At 45.0% G+C, this 21,956-nt stretch carries 12 protein-coding genes; all 12 read right to left on the minus strand.

All coding sequences use genetic code 11. The features are described 5' to 3' along the window. Positions 1–572: 572 nt before the first annotated feature. A complete protein-coding gene (locus Q4Q49_RS18910; protein WP_312000139.1) occupies positions 573–920 on the minus strand; it encodes a hypothetical protein in 348 nt (115 codons plus the stop codon). 1,192 nt (positions 921–2,112) lie between these two features. Then, the gene (locus Q4Q49_RS18915; RefSeq protein ID WP_312000141.1) at positions 2,113–2,646 is read right to left on the minus strand and encodes a cell division protein ZapC; all 534 of its coding nucleotides are present in this window, start codon (positions 2,644–2,646) and stop codon (positions 2,113–2,115) included. A gap of 200 nt (positions 2,647–2,846) precedes the next feature. Further along, positions 2,847–3,866, minus strand: a complete 1,020-nt coding sequence (gene pyrD / locus Q4Q49_RS18920; RefSeq protein WP_012587496.1) for a quinone-dependent dihydroorotate dehydrogenase — start codon at positions 3,864–3,866, stop codon at positions 2,847–2,849. Positions 3,867–3,929: 63 nt separating this feature from the next. After that, a complete protein-coding gene (locus Q4Q49_RS18925; protein WP_011846980.1) occupies positions 3,930–8,774 on the minus strand; it encodes an NAD-glutamate dehydrogenase in 4,845 nt (1,614 codons plus the stop codon). A gap of 264 nt (positions 8,775–9,038) precedes the next feature. Beyond that, positions 9,039–11,354 (minus strand): MMPL family transporter, encoded by a 2,316-nt coding sequence (locus Q4Q49_RS18930; RefSeq protein WP_312000143.1) that lies wholly within the window; start codon positions 11,352–11,354, stop codon positions 9,039–9,041. A gap of 32 nt (positions 11,355–11,386) precedes the next feature. Next, on the minus strand, positions 11,387–12,403 hold the full coding sequence (locus tag Q4Q49_RS18935; protein WP_312000145.1) for a YCF48-related protein: 1,017 nt from the start codon (positions 12,401–12,403) through the stop codon (positions 11,387–11,389). A 54-nt stretch (positions 12,404–12,457) separates the two neighbouring features. Beyond that, positions 12,458–13,822, minus strand: a complete 1,365-nt coding sequence (locus Q4Q49_RS18940; protein WP_312000147.1) for a DUF1329 domain-containing protein — start codon at positions 13,820–13,822, stop codon at positions 12,458–12,460. Positions 13,823–13,835: 13 nt separating this feature from the next. Continuing rightward, a complete protein-coding gene (locus Q4Q49_RS18945; RefSeq protein ID WP_311990915.1) occupies positions 13,836–15,878 on the minus strand; it encodes a DUF1302 domain-containing protein in 2,043 nt (680 codons plus the stop codon). A 338-nt stretch (positions 15,879–16,216) separates the two neighbouring features. After that, positions 16,217–16,432 carry a DUF2835 domain-containing protein gene (locus Q4Q49_RS18950; protein ID WP_312000149.1) on the minus strand — a complete coding sequence of 72 codons (216 nt, stop codon included), beginning with the start codon at positions 16,430–16,432 and terminating at the stop codon, positions 16,217–16,219. A 43-nt stretch (positions 16,433–16,475) separates the two neighbouring features. Beyond that, positions 16,476–19,025 carry an aminopeptidase N gene (gene pepN / locus Q4Q49_RS18955; RefSeq protein ID WP_312000150.1) on the minus strand — a complete coding sequence of 850 codons (2,550 nt, stop codon included), beginning with the start codon at positions 19,023–19,025 and terminating at the stop codon, positions 16,476–16,478. An 84-nt stretch (positions 19,026–19,109) separates the two neighbouring features. After that, entirely contained in the window at positions 19,110–21,155 is a 2,046-nt protein-coding gene (prc, locus tag Q4Q49_RS18960) for a carboxy terminal-processing peptidase (RefSeq protein WP_006081910.1), read from the minus strand. A 28-nt stretch (positions 21,156–21,183) separates the two neighbouring features. Next, positions 21,184–21,810 (minus strand): RNA chaperone ProQ, encoded by a 627-nt coding sequence (gene proQ, locus Q4Q49_RS18965; RefSeq protein WP_312000151.1) that lies wholly within the window; start codon positions 21,808–21,810, stop codon positions 21,184–21,186. Positions 21,811–21,956 lie beyond the last annotated feature (146 nt).

Genomic DNA, 21,956 nt, shown 5'->3' on the forward strand with positions numbered 1-21,956 from the left:
TGTATGCTCGACCGTGACATCCCTGTCACGGACGGTCACTTCCATGACTGTGCTTAATCTCATCGACCCCGGCGTAAACTGGGTAACCAAATTTAACAATGGGTGTCTCATTAAATTTTCCCGGTCAAATATTCTTCGCCATGCGGATGAATTTCATACCTAATATTTCTTTCATATAATCCGCCTAGTATTTTTAAAGTTATAAATGCATTTAGAGCAATAGGTGTCCAACAATGCCCCCGACCCCAGTAGCCCACAGACTCTCAAAAACCGAGCTTAGAAACACACGAGAACGAGCTTTTAATGTTTTACCCATAGACACCTCCTTAATGTTGTCTTGACCCATAGGAATCAATCTAATACTTACGTAACGCAACAAAACTAACAGAAAGGCTACAGAGCCAACAAGCAACACAGGGAGCGTCACTCCCCCACCTAAAGCCCCCATTGGTCTAAATGCACTCACTCATAACGCCGCCATAAACGGCACAAAATGGCTGGCTATAATTGGCGACGAAGGAGCACAAGCCAGCTGTTTTGTGTCCGCGTTTTAATGGCCTTATTAGGTGACGTTACCCAATTTTAGCCAGTGTTTCTTGAGCAGCTACCATTATCATTTTCCACTGAGAGTCTTTTAATAACTCATCAATAGATTGATTTTCGCTATCAATATTTTGCTCAAAAAGTTTTGTAAACTCCCAGAGGATTAACTTTTCATCCGGAGTGAAACTTTCAGATATTAAACCGGGACCTTGAGGTAAGGATTCCATAACTAAATCATCAAACCACCAACAAACAAATTCGCTTTTATAGTCGATGTAATCAACCTTTGACGCAAATATTTTCTGTTCTGAAGGGGAAGACAAGAAATTTAAAATTTCTAAGCACGATTCCCTGAACTCCAAAGCGGTACTTTCCATAGTTATCTAACCTTTGTATAGTTCGCATGCGCGTTTACCTCATTAGACCAGTAAAAACGCGCATGGTTAACTACCTGTAATAAAAGGAACTTACCAGCTTTTGTTTAGATATACCACCAGGAAAAACGCGCATGCGCGTTTTCCAAACCTATTATCTCAAGCTGTCAAAAAATAAGTTATCGATTATAAATGCTATATATATGAAGCTCTTATGTAAACGCGCACAAATATTTTCAATCTAGTCCTTGAAAACTACACAAACCAGATAATACTGTATAAAAAATCAGTATTAAGGGCGGTAAAAAACCGGACACCACAACTCTTTTAGCGCTGCGCAAACAATATAGAAAACACTGCCAACCATAGTTCAATAAAAACTCCTCCCTCTTGAACCTCTAGACTACGCAAATGCTCAAAGGTGCGCCATGGTGATTGGCGAGACGACCGTCCGCCCAGGGCCGCTTTTTGGCATCCATGCCATCGCGGCATTTGTAAATCCTTTCACATCAGACGGGGCGGTCGAGCATCCAAGGACGGACTGGCTGCGAGTCGTCAAGTGAACACCATGGCAAACCAGACCAAAAAGACCGACCATCCAAAATTCTTTTTTTCTTTTAGAAATACACAAACAACATCAAAAAATCAGGGCAAAATATCTTCAAATGTAAGCTCTAATCTTTTGAATTGAAAATCCCGGACACCCACAACTTTCTTGCTTAGCGCTACACGAACAACACCGAGATAACCAGTTCAAGTCCGCGTAAAATGAGAACTCCTGTCTTTAAATCAACAGACTACGCAAATGCCGAAAGGTGCGCCATGGTGATTAGCGAGACGACCGTCCGCCCCATGGACGGGGCGGTCGAGCATCCAAGGATGGACTCGCTGCGAGTCGATGAGTCAATACCATGGCAAACCAGACTGCGTAGTGAGTTTGATACTAAAAGCAGAGCCAATAAAGAGTAATAAGACTTACGAATTATCATTGGATAGCATTAAATAGAAAGGTGTCGAAGATTCACGTGACTAATTTTAGGAAAAGGCTTTCTTAGCAGAAAAGAGTACGTATAGCGCACTAACGCCATGGGGATTTGAGCAAATTATCAGCAAGTGGTTAATATCAAAAGCAATCGTGATGTATGCCTAATGGTAGATATCAAAAACCAATAATGACTATTGATCTACAACCACGTTATGCCGCAACCACATGGCGCTGCGCGCGCAGTGGGTGTAAGCGATTATGCATCACTTTGATGGTTTCAAACTGCACCATAGTTTTCGCACCCGACAAAACACATTCAGGTGACAATAACATCACTAGCGCGGACTGTAGGGTATTTTCAACCACGAGGGCGAGCACTCTTTGCTTTTGGCATTTAAGCTCAAAGACTTTACCCACATCGCTATAAACACAGACATCACTGGTATCAAAAAACCATGATTTTGGCATTTGCGGTGTCAGCATAAAATGGGCTGCGGTGGCATTGAGGGCAATTTGAACAATTGCAGCATCGGACAAAGACAGGGTTTTAGGTAATCTATCGAGTAAGCTCATATAGAATTTGGCGTGCGTAATATTAAATTCCATGCTTGATAAGGCATCTGGAATGAGTAATTTTGCTTTATAAGACGTCAGAAATTCTATCTCGGAACCTAACGATACGCCTAAAACACCATACGAATCGTTATATTTCCATTGCCAATCTTTTTGTGGCATTAATAACATAACGGTGACCCAATATTTGAACACTGGGACATAGTAGTAGATATTTTATCCAATATCAAAATAAAAATAATAAAATACAAATTATTTAACAGTTACTTAGTCGATCTAATATAGGATCTTAACAGCGATCTAGGGATCCTTTTAGATCGCTGTTAAAGAATAAGATCTTATTTTAGATCGTTATATTGATCTTAAGATCATTATTTTAAGCGGTATGCATTCACAATTTCTTTAATTAACTTCGGACCTTGATAAATAAAACCCGAATAAATCTGCACCATAGTGGCGCCCGCATCAAATTTAGCCAAGGCATCTTCGGCACTATTGATGCCGCCCACACCGATGATCGGGATCTGCCCTTTCAAACATATCGCTAACTGTTTGATCACTTTGGTAGACAGCTCTGTCAACGGTTTACCGCTTAAGCCGCCGCTTTCATTGGCGTTGGCAAGACCGCTAACACCATCACGCGTTAAAGTAGTATTAGTCGCAATTGCGCCATCAAATTTGTTTTTAATCAAAGCTTGCGCGATATTTTCAATTTCTTCGATGGTTAAATCTGGAGCAATTTTAAGCGCGATGGGCACGTATTTTTTATGCTTTTCGGCCAGTTCAAGTTGCTTAGTTTTAATTGCGCTTAATAATTCATCTAATAGATCGCCATATTGTAGCGATCGCAATCCTGGGGTATTGGGTGATGAAATATTCACCGCAATATAAGCCGCATGGAGATAAACTTTGTCCATGCAGATCAAATAATCGTCTTTACCTTGTTCTACTGGGGTGTCTTTATTTTTACCAATATTGACGCCAACCATAATGTCGGTCTTTTTAGCGATCAAATTTTTGACCAGATTATCGACACCTTTATTATTAAACCCCATGCGATTAATAATGCCTTTGGCAGGCTTTAATCTAAATAGACGGGGTAAATCATTACCGGGTTGTGGTCTTGGGGTCACAGTGCCCACTTCAACATGACCAAATCCCATCGCATGAAAGGCATCAATCGATTCGCCGTCCTTGTCCATACCCGCAGCGAGTCCCACTGGGTTAGGAAAAGTCAGTCCCATAACGCTCACGGGAGCCGGTGTAATCGTTTGTCCATACAGGCACGTTAACGGGCTATTGGCGGTCATTTTTAGACTGCCTATAGCAAGATGGTGAGCTCGCTCAGGATCCATCTGAAACATGACTTTCTGTGCGATTTTATAAAACATGTACTTTCCTCGACCTAAAAAAAGCCCCGGCGATCGCCAGGGCTTCTGATTGTTATAATAAGTTTACTTTTGGCCTTCGCAGTGAAGGATCAGAAGGTTAAGTTCACGTAGGGCGACAGAGAACTTAGCAAACTCATGGCTTTGCGACGTTTTGAAGTCAGCTAGCATGTGGAACCATCTTTCCAATAAGCCTTGATTGATCTCAATCCATTGAGAAATCACGCTTTCGGCATCACAGGTTGCACTGCAGGTTCTTAGTACCACTGAACTTAATGCACGTTGTTGCCAATCCAACTCTTCCCTAAAGGCGGCACGAGCCAGTGCTTGCCAATGGTTAGCCACAGGTTGAGCGCTGATCTGTTCTAAGAACCAGTGCAGCTCAACGCGGGCGCCGAGTTTGAAGTAAGTTTCAGCCACTAGCGCAACTGTCTTATCTTCTGTTTGGGCAATTTGGGCAATGTCTAAGGCAGAGAACAAGGTGCTCATGTTAGCCACAATGGTTGCCACAGCTTGTGGTACGTTTTCTTTGACCAAAGCATTGATCTCAGATTGGATACCCTTAGCTTCTTCTTCGACCAGATATAAATGAACATTGTCTTTAATTTGTTCAAATACGGGTTTGAAGAAGGCAACGGTTTGTTCGATGCTACCAGTGCGGTTACGGTGACGGAGGAACCAGCGGCTAGCACGACGCATATTGCGGCGTAACTGATGCAGCATTTCACCTTGAACCACAGCAGGAACTATGCCGTTTAAGTCAGTGATCGATTTAGTTAATTCAGCTAAACCAAATACTTCGCGGGCCATAGTGTAGCAAATTGCCGCATCAGCAACTGAGGCACCTGTCTCATCTTGCATACGTTGAACAAAATTCAAGCCCATGTCGTTAACGAGTTCATTGGCGAGTGAGGTCGCAATGATTTCGCCACGCAGTGGATGGGTTGCCATTTTGTCGCTGTATTTTTCCTGAAGTTTTTTCGGGAAATAGGCGATAAGCAATTGGCTTAACAGCGTATCTTCAGTGATTTCTGGGGTCACTAATTGCTCTTTCAGCACCATCTTCGCATAGGCAACCAGTACTGATAGCTCAGGACGTGTTAACGCACGACCACTGGCTAAACGCTCAGCCAATTCGTCGTCAGACGGTAAGAACTCTAAGGCTCTGTCTAACTTGCCTTCTTTTTCCAGATACTGGATAAAGCGGATCTGCTCTTTTAACTGCTCAGCACCACGCACTTGAGTCACAGAGATAGTACGCGTTTGATCTTTACAGTCTTGCAGTACGATGTGGCCGACTTCTTCAGTCATTTCTTCCAGTAAACGGTTACGTTGTTTCAACGTCAGTTCACCTTCAGTTACCATAGCGTTCAGCAAAATCTTGATGTTCACTTCGTTATCTGAACAGTCCACACCACCAACGTTATCCACGAAGTCAGTGTTGATACGGCCGCCGTTAGACGCATATTCGATACGACCTAACTGAGTACAACCTAAGTTACCGCCCTCGCCGACTATCTTAGCGCGCAGTTCGCCACCGTTGACACGCAATGCATCGTTGGCACGATCGCCGACTTCAGCATGGGTTTCGCGTGCAGATTTCACATAGGTACCGATACCGCCGTTCCAGATCAAATCAACTGGCATTTTCAGCAGTTCTTTCATCAGCTCAGTTGGGGTCATAGAGGTTTTCTCTGTGGCCAACATTTGCTTAATTTCTGCCGATAATGGAATGGATTTAGATGAACGTAGGAAAATACCGCCACCTTTAGAAATCAACTTGCTGTTGTAATCTTCCCAGCTTGAACGTGGCAGAGCGAATAAACGCGCCCGTTCATCATAACTTAATGCCGTATCCGGATTTGGATCGATAAAGATATGCATGTGGTTAAAGGCTGCAACCAGTTTAGTGTGCTTAGACAACAACATACCGTTACCGAATACGTCGCCCGCCATGTCACCTATACCTAAACAGGTAAAGTCTGTGGTTTGGCAATCAATACCGACTTCGCGGAAATGACGCTTAACAGATTCCCAGCCGCCTTTAGCCGTGATACCCATTTTCTTATGGTCATAACCGTTACTGCCACCTGATGCGAATGCATCACCGAGCCAGAAGTTGTATTCAAGAGAAATCGAGTTCGCGATATCAGAGAATGTCGCTGTGCCTTTATCGGCTGCTACTACTAAATATGGGTCATCTTCATCGTGACGAACCACATCCAATGGATGGACGATTTCACCGTTCAAAATGTTATCGGTAATATCGAGCAAAGCACGGATAAAGATGCGGTAGCATTCTTGACCTTCGGTGAAGAAAGCTTCACGGCCGCCTTCGGTTGGCAATTGTTTACAAACAAAGCCACCTTTAGCACCCACAGGCACGATCACAGTGTTTTTCACTTGCTGTGCTTTTACCAGACCTAGTACTTCAGTACGGAAGTCTTCACGACGATCTGACCAACGCAGACCACCACGGGCCACTTTACCGTAACGTAAATGCACACCTTCAACCCGTGGTGAATAAACGAAGATCTCGAATTTCGGCAGTGGGCGTGGCATTTCAGGGATCAGTGAAGGCATGAATTTAAACGAGATATAACTCTTAGATTCGCCTTTAGCATCCTGTTGGTAGAAGTTGGTACGCAGAGTGGCGTTAATCAAGTCTAAATAACGACGAATAATACGGTCATCATCTAAGCTAGACACTTCGTCTAAACGTAAATTGATCTGTTCCATAAACTTGCCCAGAGTACGGGTTTTCAGTTTAGGGTTAAATTTACGGATGAACATCTTCACCAACAAATCAGCGATTTGTGGGTAACGACCGAAGGTTTCTTCGATATAAGACTGACTGAACGTCGCATCGATTTGACGCATGTATTTGGCATACGCGCGCAGTACCGAGACTTCACGGCCCGTTAAGCCTGACGCCAGAATAATGCGGTTGAAACCGTCATCTTCTAACTTCTTTTGCCACACTTGTGACAGTGCAGTTTGGAATCTGTCTTGGCTATCAGCGATATTGTCTGTGTTGACGACTTTAACTGTCATCAAGAAGTCTAAGATCCAGAAGGTAGAACCGTCTGAGGTCGTGACTTCATATGGACGCTCGTTGATCACGCGCAGACCAAAGTTTTCCAGCATTGGCAGCACGTCAGAAAGATGAATTGGCTCATCTTTATGGAATAGCTTTAAACGCACTTTGTTGTCGTTCAGCGCAGCTTCCTGCGGTTGATAGAACAACATGCCGAGCTTGTGTTCGTCATCCAGTGCTTCGAGCTGTTGCATGTCAACGACGGCAGAGCTTGGCAATACATCTTCTTTATAGCTTTGCTCAAACGCATTGAAATAACGCTTTGTCAGATGAGTGCCAGCTTCTTCACCGAGTGCACTGTTAAGCGCAGTGCTTAACTTATCTTCCCACGAACGTGCCGCTTCTATTAAGTTGTTCTCTATGGCAGCCACATCTACATCCATATTATTGTTATCAACTTTGACTATGTAGTGAGTGCGGGCTAGCGTCGACTCGGAGAAATAAGTCGTAAACTCTACATCTTCTTTGCTGTTAAAATGCTGGGCCAAAATACGTTGAGTATCTTGGCGGAGTTTAGTGTTGTAACGATCCTTAGAAACGTACACTAAACAGGATAAGAAACGGCCAAAGCCATCTTTGCGTACAAAGAGTTTCAGCTTGTCTCTGTCTTGCATTTCTAACACGCCATGGGCCATGTGCGATAAATCATCAACATTAGCTTGAATTAGCTCGTCACGAGGTAAATTCTCTAGAATGTTTAGCAGGGCTTTATAGTCGTGTGAACGTGGGGTTAAGCCTGAACGATCTAACACACGCTGGACTTTTTCGTTCAGCAGTGGGATTTCACGTGGGCTGCGGTTATACAGATTTGACGCATATAAACCGATAAATCTATCTTCACCAACCACATTGCCTTTCTTATCGAAACGCTTGATGCCGATATAATCGACATAAGCTGGGCGATGTACGCGGCTCTTGGCACTGCTCTTAGTGAGGATCAACAAGCTGTGATCTAAGGCTTCTTTGCGGGCGCTATCGGAGAAGCTAGATAGCAACAAACCTTGCTCAGGTTGCGCTTTAGTGTGCTTGTTCATCAAACCTAAACTAGAGGCGATATTAGGCACTAACTCAACGTCACCTTCGACACGATTCAAATCGTATTGGCGGTAACCTAACAGCGTAAAGTGATGATTATTCAAGTAAGTCAGAAAGTTAATCGCTTCTTCTAACTCTTGCTTATCGCCCGGGAACGGACGTTTTGGCAATTCCTTGATCATCTCACCCAACTTGGCAGACATGGCTTCCCAGTCATTGACAGATGAAGCAACATCGGCAAGCACAGACTGAATTTCGCGCTCTAATGCTTTGATATCGACAGTGCTGCTTTGGCGGTCAATTTCAATCAAGAATACGGCGACATGTTCAGTGCTTTCTGGACTCTGATTAAGATAAGTGACATTGGTCACACCGCTATCTGAACGCTCGATAGCCAGCGGAGTGTGTAACATCATGTGAGCAGTAATACCCATACGATTCAATGCCATACCAACTGAATCTACCAAGAATGGCATGTCAGGTTGGATAACTTCAATGATCGAGTGGGTAGATTGCCAGCCGTGTTTGGCCTGGCTAGGGTTGAACACTCGTAGGTGAGTGTTACCTTTTGGCGTTTTGTTCAGGGCGTTCCATAAACTGAGAACCGCACCGTATAAATCACTGTCATTACGCGCATTGAGATCGTCTTTCGACATGTGGGCATAAAGGCAGGTGGCGAACTGTTCAACTTGCTTGGCTTGTGAATTAGGGACTTTAGCGTGAATTAAACTGACTACATTTTCAAGTAGTACTGAAGGCATTGCATCTTTCAAGGCCATGTTGCTGTTTCCTTAAGCGTCTATGGCAGCGCTTTTTTCATTATTTGGATGCTTCGGCTTAACGATCTCAGATAAATTAATGTGATCTGGATCATCGCGCGAAGTTTATTACTAAAACCGCTGTATTTCGAGGAAAATTTTAGTGGTACATCCTCTTGAAATCCAGTATTCGCGTAAACAATGAATGACAAATGACCAAACAATCGATAAAGCAGACTAAGTATTCAAAAACAAATGGGGAGCTAAGCTCCCCATTTGTAGACCCTACTTAGGTTGGCGCCAGAAAACGGCGGCCAATGCAGGAAGGATAATTATGGCGCCGAGCATATTTACCACAAACATGAATGTTAACAATATTCCCATGTCCATTTGGAATTTAAGTGCCGAGAAGAACCAAGTGCTGACACCAATCGCCAATGTGAGGCCAGTAAAGATCACCGCACTGCCCCGTTCGACCAACGCCTCATAGTATGCCTGTTGCACCGGCATACCGTTCGAGAGCTTAGACGACATGGTCGATAGGATATAAATACCGTAATCCACACCGATACCGACACCCAGTGCAATAACAGGTAAGGTACTAACTGCTAAGCCAATATCCAGTTGCGTCATCAAGGCTTGCGCCAATGTCGACACCACATACAGCGGGATAATCACCGCCACAGTCGCTTTTAAGGATTTAAAGCTGATTAGGCACAGTACAAACACGGCACCATAGACGTATAACATCATAGGTAATTGCGCTTCGGCTACTGCTTCGTTGGTCGCGGCCATCACGCCTACAGGACCCGATGCCAGTTTAAACTGCAGCTTGTCGTTATCCATCTTCGCGGCGACGGCTTTCACCTTAGCGACCACAGTTTCTATGGTTTCTGCCTTGTGATCTTTCATAAACAAATACACAGGCATGACAGAACAATCGCCATTTAACAAACCAGAGGTCGTCGGAATTTGGCCAATGGCCTGCACTAAACTCGCGGTCGTGCGCGGCAGCACTTCCCACCTTGGATTACCTTCGTTAAAGCCTGCGTTCACTTTTTTAGCAACCGACGCCAGACTCACAGTCGACTCCACCCCAGGCGTATTACGCACTAACCATTCAAACTCATCAATTTGAGTCAGCACATCGTGGTAAGTACAAGCCTCGGGCGCCGCCTCAACAATCACAGTCATCACGTCGGTAGTGATGGAGAAATGATCTGTGATGAAGAAGGTATCGAGGTTATAGCGCGAATCTTGGTGTAACGCTGGCGCCCCGCCCTGTAAGTCACCAATCTTCATCTGATTGGCTTGTTGCAGACCGGCAAAATACAACACCACAGTGGCAATAATCACCACTACAGCGTATTTAGGCGTCGCAAAACGTGCTAAGAAACGCCAAATCGCTTCAGTACGAACTTCTTCAGCCGTCGGCTCAGCGGTTTTATTGACTTTGATTTCAGTAAAAGAAATCACCAAAGGCAACAGGATAAGGTTAGTGAAAATGATCACGCCCACACCGAGTGATGCCGAAATCGCGAGCTCGCGAATAATCCCGATATCAATCGACAACAGGGTAATAAAACCAACAGTATCAGACAATAACGCGACACCGCCTGGTACTAATAAACTACGAAATGCCGAAGCCGCCGCCGCTTTGATGGTTTGTCCGTCCATCACGCGGCGCCTTACCGCGTTGATCATCTGCACCCCGTGGCTGACCCCGATGGCAAATACCAAAAACGGCACCAAAATTGACATGGGATCAAGACCAAAACCTATCACAGTCAATAAACCGAGCTGCCAGACCACAGCGGTTAAACTGCAGACGAGGGGTAAAACGGTCAGAATGATCGATTTAGAGAAGAGGTAAACCATGACGGCGGTGATCAAAATGGCGATCACAAAGAACAGCAATACGCCCTTAGCACCATCGGCCACATCCCCGGCCATTTTGGCGAAACCTATGATGTGAATTTTAACCTTGTCGGTTTCGAACTTGCCCCTGAGTTCTTTTTCGAGCTGCGCCGCAAAGGCAATGGTATCTAAGGGTTTACCTGTTTGTGGATCAAAGTCCATTAACTGCGCCGACACCATGGCCGCACTGTAATCGTTGGCAATTAATCGGCCAACAATGCCCGCTTTTTCAATATTATCGCGCACGGTTTCGAGCCCAGATACTGAGGTCGAAAAATCCGCAGGAATAACGGGCCCGCCAGCAAAACCATCTTCAACGACTTCTGTAAAACGAGTGGAAGGCGAAAAAATCGATTTCACCTGCGCGCGATCAACCCCAGGAATAAAAAACAGCTGATCGTGCACATTTTTTAAGGTATCAAAATAGTTCGCATTAAAAATATTGCCGCTGGTGTCTTCCACCGCCACCATGATGCTGTTGGCGCCACCAAAATCTTTTTGGTGTTTCAGGTAGGTCTGCATATAACTGTGATGCAGTGGAATGTTTTTGATGAAGGCCGCATCCATTTTGAGTTGACTGGCTTGAAAGCCTAAAAACAACGTCAAAAACACAAAAATGCCGACGACCCACGCACGATTGCGGAATAAAAATGACTCAAATCCGTTGACCAGTTTTTCTAACATCTTCTCGGCCCTGTTATTGTAGTTTTAAAATTTTATGGCTTAAGAATAAACAGCCCTTGGCTGCCGGATAACCACATATTGCCTTGATTATCCTTCGCAATAGAGACTAAGTTTTCCCCTTGGCGACGAGTGACAATACTGCTGGTATCATCCCCATTCAGCTTAATCACTATCCCTGCATTTCCCACGAGATAAACCGCATCGTCCGACATTGACATCGCCCCATTGATTGAAGATTGCACTGGCAGTTCGATTTCATTCCACTGGCTTAAACTCACATCAGCTTTGAATATATGACCGCGAAGGCCCATCACATACACGGCATCTTTCGTTTCAATGGCATTAAACATAGAGCCATCGTAATCAAAACTGGTACGCGCAAAGGTTTGGCCTTGATCGCTTGAAACGGCCACTAGACCTAACTCGCCGACCAGTAATAAACGTCCGTCAGTCAAGGTTAAAATACGATTAAAGTGCGGCAATAATGAAGCGCGTGCGCTCACATAGGCTGATTGATCGCTGCCTTTCAACTCCGCTAAATAGGACACATCTTCTTCGGCTAACAGCTCCTCATGGAACTCGTCGCTCCAATGTGCGCCACCATCATTAGTGCGATAAAACAAGCCATAAGCCCCAATGGCTAACCCCTTGTTTTCATCTAAAAAAACCACATCGAGGAATGGCTTTTCAATCTCGGGCGAATGCATCTGCTGCTGCCAAGTTTGGCCACCATCCTGAGTATGTAAAATGGTCGCATCATGGCCCACGGCCCAGCCGAGTTTGTCATTAAGGAAAAACACTTTGGTCAACTGCGAGCTCACGGGCGTCGCCACTTGATGCCAACTGCCGTCATAAACCAGAACATGACCGCGTTCACCCACAGCCACTAAGCCTGTGCCCACATTGGCAATATCTAAAATCAGGGATGAAGCCGCAAGCGGTTGAATTTGAGAAAAAATCGGTTCAGAGGGTGTTGCAGATAACGTAGAAGGGAAAAAAGCGCCACCGAAACTTAATGCAGCAACACACTGAAGGATGCGAAACGACATACAAACTTCCTTAAACTAATGAGGGGCGCAGAGCGCCCCTTTATTTGTGGCGTATTAACGGATACCTTCGCGACGCAATGCATCGGGGGTAAAGTTAGCTTCAGTCAGTTTGGCATCGAAGTTATACATACCACTTTGGTTGTCTAAACCCATGGCGAGATAACGACGGGATTGCAAATCATGGAAGACTTCCAGCGTGTCCCATTGAGTTGGCACTTCGTAGTAGTTCAAGCCATGTGCAACAGCCACACGATACAGCTGATCACGGTTATCGTAGAGATCGGCTATCGACACTTGCCATGAATCTTCGTCAAGGTACATATCGCGCACTTTGTAAATGTGGCGCATACCGTCTTTCAACGTCGCCTTCACTTGCCATACGCGGTGTTTTTCCCAACGAACATACTCAGGATTAACATGCCCAGGTTTTAAGATTTGGTCATATTTCAGCTTGTCTGAGTGCAGTTTGTAATCGTTGTACGGAATGTAAATTTCTTTCTTGCCAACCAGTTCCCAGTTATAACGCACTGGAGAACCGTTAAACATGTCGAAATCATCCGTCGTACGCAGACCATCAGACACTGTACCCGGTGTATCGAAAGCGACGTTTGGCGCTTTACGGACACGACGTTGTCCTGTGTTATAGGTCCAAGCTTGGCGTGGCAACGCCTCTTGATCCATGGTCTCTTTTACCAATAACGCAGTACCCGCTAAACGGGCTGGCTGAGTCACCACTTGCTTAAAGTAGAACAACGTATTGCTGGCTTTAAGCAGATCTAAGGTCATTTCTGGACGAGAATATTCGAAGCGAATTTCCTCTGAGGTTTCCACTAAGCTATAGCTACCATCGGCCGTTGGTGCAGCTTGGCTACGGGAAGTCTCGATATCGACCCCGCGAAAACGCAAAATGTGGTTCCAAATCGCTTCTAACCCATTTGCTGGGATCGGGAATGGAATACCAATAGCAGCGCCAGAAATACCATTGCCCTGTGCAATCAATTCTGCACGTGTCGCGTTAGCTTTGGTCGCATCATAGACAAACTGCGGCACTGATGCGCTACGGCGAGTCTTATACACATTCATCTTGTAGGTATCAGGATAAAGTTCGAACAACTTCATCTGACCCGGCGTTAAAAAGTCTTTATATTGCGCTTTGTTGGCATTGGTAATGGTGAATTCAATCTTATCCTCAGGGAATGGATCTGGGTGATGCATCCCTTTGGTATAACCCGCCACAGGCTTAGTGATACCACCATCCCAAGCAGGAATAGAACCGTCAGCATTACCTGCTTTTTCAGCACCTAAAGGGGTGAGCTCATTGCCAAGTTTAGCCGCGTCAGCCTCTGATACCTTAGCCATAGCGACTGGCGCTACGAGTACGAACATCACTGCACTCGCCAATATCGTCAGTTTCTTCATTGTTTGAGTCCTTTTAGATCGAATACTTGATATTGAATGAAACATAATCACGATCTGCCATCGCATTCGTCGTACCGACACCGCCAAAGAAATTGTTATAGGAGATATCTGCACCCCAACGGTTTTGATAGTCGAAGTTAACGCCTAGCGCGACAGACTTGCGTCCTTCCGTGAACAGGAACATAGGATCCGGAGTAATACCGTCAACGTCATGGGAGAAAATGACCCGTGGCGACATATTGACCCCAGCAAAGACGTTATTGAAATCTGCTTTTGCCACTAAACGGTAGCCCCAAGCAAAGTCAGTTGGGAACGGGTTAGTTTCAGGACCATTGTGCAAGGCTTGAATGATGCCAGGCATATCTGGATTGCCGCCAGAACGTGACGTACCGGGACCATTGAGACGTAGCTCATCGAAACCTGGCATATCGTGGATCCACACACCGCCAACCTCGGCCAACATAGTTAAGTTATCTAAACCTAAGGTTGGACCAAATAGATGGGTGAAAGTCATCTGCGCCTGTGTGGTATCAACGCGAATAAAGCCATCCACGGTTTCACCCGGTTGAACGTCTTTAATCTGTGAAATACCATCAAGATCGGGACGAAGCCCCGCATTGGCTAACTGTTGTGGCATACCGGCGAACAGCAACTCAACGTCATCAATCTGCAGTGGCTCATCTTGACGATGGGCAATCTCACCCGCGACAGACGTATCACCAATCAAAGTATTGAAGCTGAAACCGTAGAGTTTAATATCCTCTGGATAGACGATTTGCGCCTTAGAGAAGCTCTTCAGGCTGAGCAACAATTCACGATTAATGTTGCCCGAGTTTTGGCCTACCGTCGCCAAGTCAGATAACAATGCACCCGTGCTAAAGTCGGCAGCAGTACCACTGATAAGTGGACGACGACTATGGTAATTCATGAAATAGAAACCAAATTCGGTTTCACCTAGCTCAGGCGCGTAATAACCCAGCTTGATACCGTATTGGCCATCATTGCTTGGTTCTTCTTCATCCTGCACTAAGGTCACTTTCGTTGGGTAGGCTAAAGCCATAGAAACCAATTGCTGCGTCGGAATAGATTGGCCGCTGGCGATCATGCCCGCTAAACGCTCATATTCTTGCATCACAAAATCTAAGTTGATGTCAGGGTTAGCGTTAAACCCAAGCTGAGCGTTTTGAGCATAACCCCCAAAACCGGCAAAATCGTTAGTCGCAAAAATGGAGCCCGGAGTTGGAACCCAAATAGGTTGCCAATCATATTGATAAAATGCTTCAACCGTTAACGAATCTGTCAGGCCAAGGGATGCCCACACCATACCTTGCGGTCTAAACGCTTCTTTTAACTCAGCACCAGGTGCGTTAAGAATGTTCAAATCCACGGCGTTAATTTCACTGATCCCATGGGCAATCAGTGTACTTTCACCCCATGACACCACTTGATTACCAACACGAATAGATAATGGATTCGCACCCTCATTCAAATCGAAGTTGGCATAGACAAACGCATCTAATAAACGGATATCTTTACATTGTACTTCTGAAGCGCGGCTATCTTCGCAAGGGTCAAATTCTTTACCCGTGATCGGATCGTTGTAGTCATAATTGCCATCGTTCAGTTTACGATCATAAAAATACATACCGCGGGCGAACAAACCGTAGTTTTTGTATTTCAACGATAATTCATGCAAACCTTTGACGATCTCAGACGTAGTATCGCCTTGAGAATAAAGTAAGTTACTTAAGTCATTGTTACTGGAATACGACCCGGGCTGGGCCCAAATCTCAGCTGAAGTATATTTTGTATTGCCAAATGCGCTGTAATTAGACCAATCGAATTGGGGTTGATTCACCTTACCAATTTGATCTTCCCAATCGCGCGCGCCAACACGCCAGCTCGCACCAGCAGTCCAAGTTGAGTCAAATGTCCCCTCAACCTCTCCCCAATCAAAAGATATTGCATTAACGCTTGGGATCATTAACAAACTCAATGCCGACGCCACCCCCAAAGCAAGCGCCGATTTGTTAAAACTATTTTTAACAATTTTCATTTTAGCTCTCCGTACCCTGCAGGATTCTTTGTTTTAGGAATTACAACCAACATCTTGTTAGCTCACAGGTAACATCATTGTTACAGCAATTAATCCCCTTGGGCAAGGCGCAGTTAGAGAAAATTTTCTAAAGAATTAAGCATGTAGACACATTTGTGCCAACAGTTGAAAAGGTGGGATTTAAATTAGAGAAAAGCGGGAGAGAAATGAAGCGGGAAAAGATATCAAAAAATCATATAATTCATTAACATATTTAAAAACTAAATATCACAAACCGAGCCTGATAATCAGCCGACCGTTTAAAGTAATTACTCTAAGCGCAAATAAACAAATTCAGACTAGACTCGATTTAATGAAACAAATTGTCCCTTGTCATCTAAAACCAATTTAAAATAGCCTTGAATGCCAATTTCGGTTAAAAAACGTCTGAAATGACGGCCATTAATCCACAAAATACGTCCTTGCGTTTCGCGGACCTCAATTTTATCAGCAAGCCCTTGATAGTAAGGTAAGAAATCTCGATAGCTGATCGTTAGTTTGAAATACAATTCCATAATATCAGGGCGGCATCGATTGCCACCCTCCTCCTACAAACCGCTATTTTGCCAATGCCTTAGAGACTTTTTCGTACATATCCTTAGATAAGTCAGGTAAAGCCAAAAGTTGCCCTAAACAGGCTTTTATTAAGGTTTGACGGCCTAAGTCGAATTTATGGAACTGGATCAATGGCGTCACCATGCGTGCCGCAACCTGCGGATTGAGCTTATTAAGGGTAATTAAGCATTCGGTTAAGAAAGCATAACCCTTACCGTCTTGACGGTGGAATTGGTAAATATTACCCGCCGCAAAACTGCCCACTAACGCGCGCACTCGGTTTGGATTACTCATACTAAAACACTTGTGCTGCTGTAATTGACGCAGACGTTCAATCACATCTTCTGCATTACGAGTCGCTTGCAACATAAACCATTTATCCATTACCAATGGCGTGTCCTGCCAACGCAGCTCAAATGCGGTCATCAGCTCATCGCGACAAGGCAAATCGCCAACGTTCGCCGCAGTCAGTGCGCCGAGAGAATCTGTCATATTGCTGGCTTTATCAAACTGAGCAATCACTAACGCTTCAGCCTCATCCGACACCCGTGCTAACCAAGTTAAACACTGATTTTTAAGCGCTCTTGCCTGCGTGCTATCGACTGGTACCAAAGAGCGATAGAGCGCGATCAATTCATCCTCAGAGTGTGAAGCCAGCTCTGTTAACACAAATTCACGGGCTAAGGCTAACGCATCGAGATCAACGCTCTCTGTTTGCTCAATCAAAGCAGATGCCGTAGGTATGGCTAAGATTTCGGCAATCAATGCTGGGTCAAGTTCAGTGTCTAACAACACGCCTTTAAAACTATCGCGCACCCGGGGATCGAGTGTCATGGCTTGTTGCTGCTGTAAACTCGCCACATTCTGCCAAATCGCTTGGCTCACTAAGGTCACTGAGGCTTCCCAGCGCGCCACTTCGCTGCTGGCAAAACGCATCAAGTGAACCAGTTGATCGACATTGAATCTGTATTGCAATTTGACTGGCGCGGAGAAGTTTTGCAGCAGTGAAGCCACAGGTTTATGACTTAATCCCTCAAAACTAAACACTTGTTCCACTTGAGTAAAGTCGAGAACTTCATTCACTAAAGAATGCCCCTTGGCATCTAACAGTTCGATGCTAAAAGGAATATGCAAAGGTGATGCACAGTTCGCTAAACTTTGCTTAAGGGTTAATTGGTAAATGCCCGTTAGCGCATCGAAACTGTCCATCGCAGTCACTATCGGCGTGCCCGCTTGGCTATACCATAAACGGAATTGGGTTAAATCCACGCCACTGGCATCTTCCATTGCCGCCACAAAATCATCGCAGGTGACCGCTTGGCCATCGTGGCGATTAAAATACAGTTTCATCCCCGCTTGAAACTTTTCTTCGCCGAGCAAAGTGTGCATCATGCGGATCACTTCAGCGCCCTTGTTATACACAGTGACTGTGTAGAAATTGTTCATCTCAATCACAGATTCTGGACGAATAGGATGGGACATAGGGCCTGAATCTTCGGCAAATTGCTGATTCTTGATCACTTTGATTGCGTGAATTCGATTCACAGCGCGTGAGCCTAAATCGGAGCTAAATTCTTGATCGCGAAAAACCGTTAAGCCTTCTTTTAAACTTAACTGGAACCAATCACGGCACGTCACGCGGTTTCCGGTCCAATTATGGAAATACTCATGGCCTACAACCGATTCAATACCGTGATAATCCTCGTCGGTAGCCGTTAACGTATCTGCAAGCACATATTTAGTGTTAAAGATATTTAAGCCTTTGTTTTCCATCGCTCCCATATTGAAAAAGTCGACGGCAACTATCATGTAAATATCTAAATCGTACTCGAGGTCAAAACGACTCTCATCCCATGCCATGGATTTTTTCAGCGATGCCATCGCATGGTGTGCTTTATGTAAATTCCCTTTATCGACGAACACTTGCAGGATCACTTTACGGCGACTGCGAGTAATGAACTCATCTTGCAACAGATCAAAATCGCCGGCGACTAAGGCAAACAAATAAGCCGGTTTTGGAAACGGATCTTGCCAGCAAACATAATGGCGACCGCCCTCTAATTCGCCTTGATCAATCAAATTCCCGTTACTCAGTAAAAACGGAAATGCAGCTCTATCGGCTTCGATGCGCACAGTATATTTGGCTAATACATCGGGACGGTCGAGGAAATAAGTGATCCGTCTAAAGCCCTCAGCCTCACATTGCGTGCAGTAGGCACCATCTGACATATACAGGCCTTCAAGGCTCGAATTGGCCTCGGGATCGAGCTTAGTGACGATGTTCAGCTCAAACTCATCAAGCGCCGTTTCTAAGACTAATTGACCCGCGCTAACATGGTAAGGCACTGCCTCGCCGTCAACCGTCAACGAGATCACAGTTAAGTCTTCACCATCCAACACTAGGGCTTGGGTATGCTTAGAAGCGCGTTTTACCCGACTTATCGCCTGCACTTGAGTCTCATTGCCCGCCAGATTAAAGGCTAAGTCGATCGTGTCTATCGTGAACAGTGGCGCTTGATAATCTTTTAAATATTTTGCTTGAGCTTGTGTCATTTCGATCCCTTTAACGCTGATCTAAATAAGAAAAAACGCGCCATAAGCGCGTTTTGATATTGGATAAATCGACTCGACTAGCGCCTACTTAGCACTAGTTTTAGCCAGTTTTTGCGCATCAGCCATATCTAAAGTGATATAAGCCGTTTCATCTAAAAATGCGTCTGGCAATTCGGCGTCGTCTTTAATGTCTTCCATGGATTTAACTGGTGCTAAACCATTGGCGACTCGGCGCTCGTTCGTTCTATCGAGGACTTTCTTCTCATCGGCTTCGCGGGAGGCAATGCGCTCACTTTCAACCAGAGAAACTGTCTTCTCTTTGTGGTGCTTTTTAAAGTCGGCAATATCTTGATTGATATAAGCAAACTCTACACTGCTTTTGATGCGGTTAAGGTGCTTGGCCTCAAGGCTAGTCACTAACTCAGGCGTCACATCATTGAGCGTGCCATATTGCGCCATTGGCACTTTATCCCAAGGCAAGGCATTTTTCTCTTCAGCTTCGCCGTACTCACCTGGCTCTAACGCACTTGGGTAAGCAATGTTTGGTGTCACACCTTTAAGCTGTGTGCTGCCGCCATTGATCCGATAGAACTTTTGAATCGTGTATTGCACATGGCCAATTGGCTTTTCATACATATCGTAGATACGGCCTAAGCTCTTATGCTGCTGCACTGTACCTTTACCAAAGCTAGATTCACCGACAATTAGCGCGCGGTCATAATCTTGTAGCGCAGCAGCAAAAATCTCAGAGGCTGAAGCACTGTAACGGTCAACCATCACAGTCAACGGGCCCGCATAACTGGTTTTGCCATCGTTATCACGGTGCGCAGACACACGGCCATCGGCATCACGAATTTGGACCACAGGGCCCATATCGATAAAGAGTCCCGTCAGCAACACGGCTTCTGTTAATGCACCACCACCGTTACCCCTAAGGTCGATGACTATGCCTTCAACTTTGGCTTCGTTTAACTTCACTAGCTCTTTTTCAACGTCCTGTGACAGATTCATGTAGAAACCAGGAATATGGATCACACCGACTTTGCGATTAGCGTACTCGCCGTCTTTAGGTTCAATCACCTTAGAGGTTGCCGCTCTGTCCTCAAGACGAATTTTATCGCGTACTAAGGTAACGTCGAATGGCTTAGCATTCGAACCGCCTTTCTTCGGTAAAATTTGCAGTACGACTTTACTGCCCTTAGGCCCTTTGATCAGATCAACCACGTCATCTAAACGCCAGCCGATCACATCAACAATTTCACCGCCTTCTTGACCGACGCCGACAATCTTGTCTTCCGGCGACAGTTTTTCGCTGCCAGCCGCAGGGCCACCAGCAATTAAGCTTTTAATAACAGTGTAATCGTCTTCAAGTTGCAGTTGAGCACCAATCCCTTCAAGGCTTAAATTCATTTCCATTTGGAAACGTTCAGCATTGCGTGGTGACAGGTAACTCGTATGCGGCTCAATGCTGCGTGAGAAGGCATTCATCACGCCTTGGAACACGTCTTCACTGTTGGTTTGAGTCAAACGTTTGATGGCGTTGTTGTAACGCTTTTGCAGGATCTCAACAATCTCAGGCCATTTTTTACCTGTGAGTTTCAGATTTAGCGCATCGTATTTAACACGTTGACGCCATAACTCATTGATCTCGGCTTGATCTTTTGGCCATGCCGCATCGTCACGGTCATACTCATAGGCATCGCCAGGGGCGGAGAAATCCATCTCTTTGTCCAGAAGGGATAAAGCATAGACAAAGCCTTCATAACGACGCTTTTGGACGATATCAAACATTTTATAGGCAGGCTCAAGTTCACCAGAACTGAGCATGTCATCGAATTGGGTAGCATAAGGTTTAAAGCTATCGACATCCGCTTGGGTTAACACATTGCGGCGATAGTCTAACTGCTGCAGGTAACGGTCAAAAATTTGCGTAGAAAAGGCATCATCAAGATTAAATCTATGATAGTGCGAACGAGTGTATAAGTCCGTTACCCTTTTGCTCGCGACCTTATGTTGCGCTTCCTGCTTGAGAGTGGGTAACTCGCTGATTTGAATCGTGGGTGGTACGGCCCAAGCCGAGAATCCGACAAAAACAGTGGCGATCGAGGTAGCCAAAGTGAGTTTTCGCATCAACAAGTTACTCCGTTTTAAAAAATGATTACAGCAGGATATGTTCTGCTCTAACTTTAATCGTTAGGCCACTATCAAGCTGAACATGAATATCTTCCTTGTTAATATCAGTAATCACACCGGCTACGGGTGTCATACCTAACTTAACATTGACGCGTTGTTTTTTCGTTAAATCAGTCAATTGTGCTTGGACATAATTTACGACTGGCGCTGCTTTAGTCGCAGGCTTAGCAGGACGCTCAGTTTTAGCACGTTGAGGAACAGCCACCTTTTTAGGTGCTTTCTTCGCCGCAGGCTTAGGTGCGAGTGCTGCACGTTTCGCTTTCGCTTTATCCTGACTCTCTTTCAACATGGCTTGAGCATGGTCAATGTGCTCTTGCTCTAACTCGCCGCAAGGTTCGCCATCCAGATTAACGCGTTGTGCGCCCGCTTTAACGCACTTCAAATAGCGCCAGCTGCTGGTGTAACGTCTTAAGGCAACTCTGAGCTGAGTTTTACTGACTTTAGAATCATCAGCCAACCTTTCAGCCAAATCTTGAAACAATCCGATTTTTAATGGCTTAGTTTCACCTTCAGCAATAAAGCACAAAGGAAATGTTTCATACAAATACGCCAAAATTGCATTGGTGTCGGTCAACTTTTCTGTTGATTCCATCATTACTTCCACAGTCAAAAAGGGACATCGATTCGAGGTGATATATATCAACTTCTTACGTGTCGTTTATCTTCGTTAAACTCAATATTGAGTCAACGTACAAATTAGCATCCTAGCCGCGTTTACTAAAGTTAAAAAAAATATAC

This window comes from Shewanella sp. SP1S1-7, from assembly GCF_031932105.1.
Taxonomy (GTDB): Bacteria; Pseudomonadota; Gammaproteobacteria; order Enterobacterales; family Shewanellaceae; genus Shewanella; species Shewanella baltica.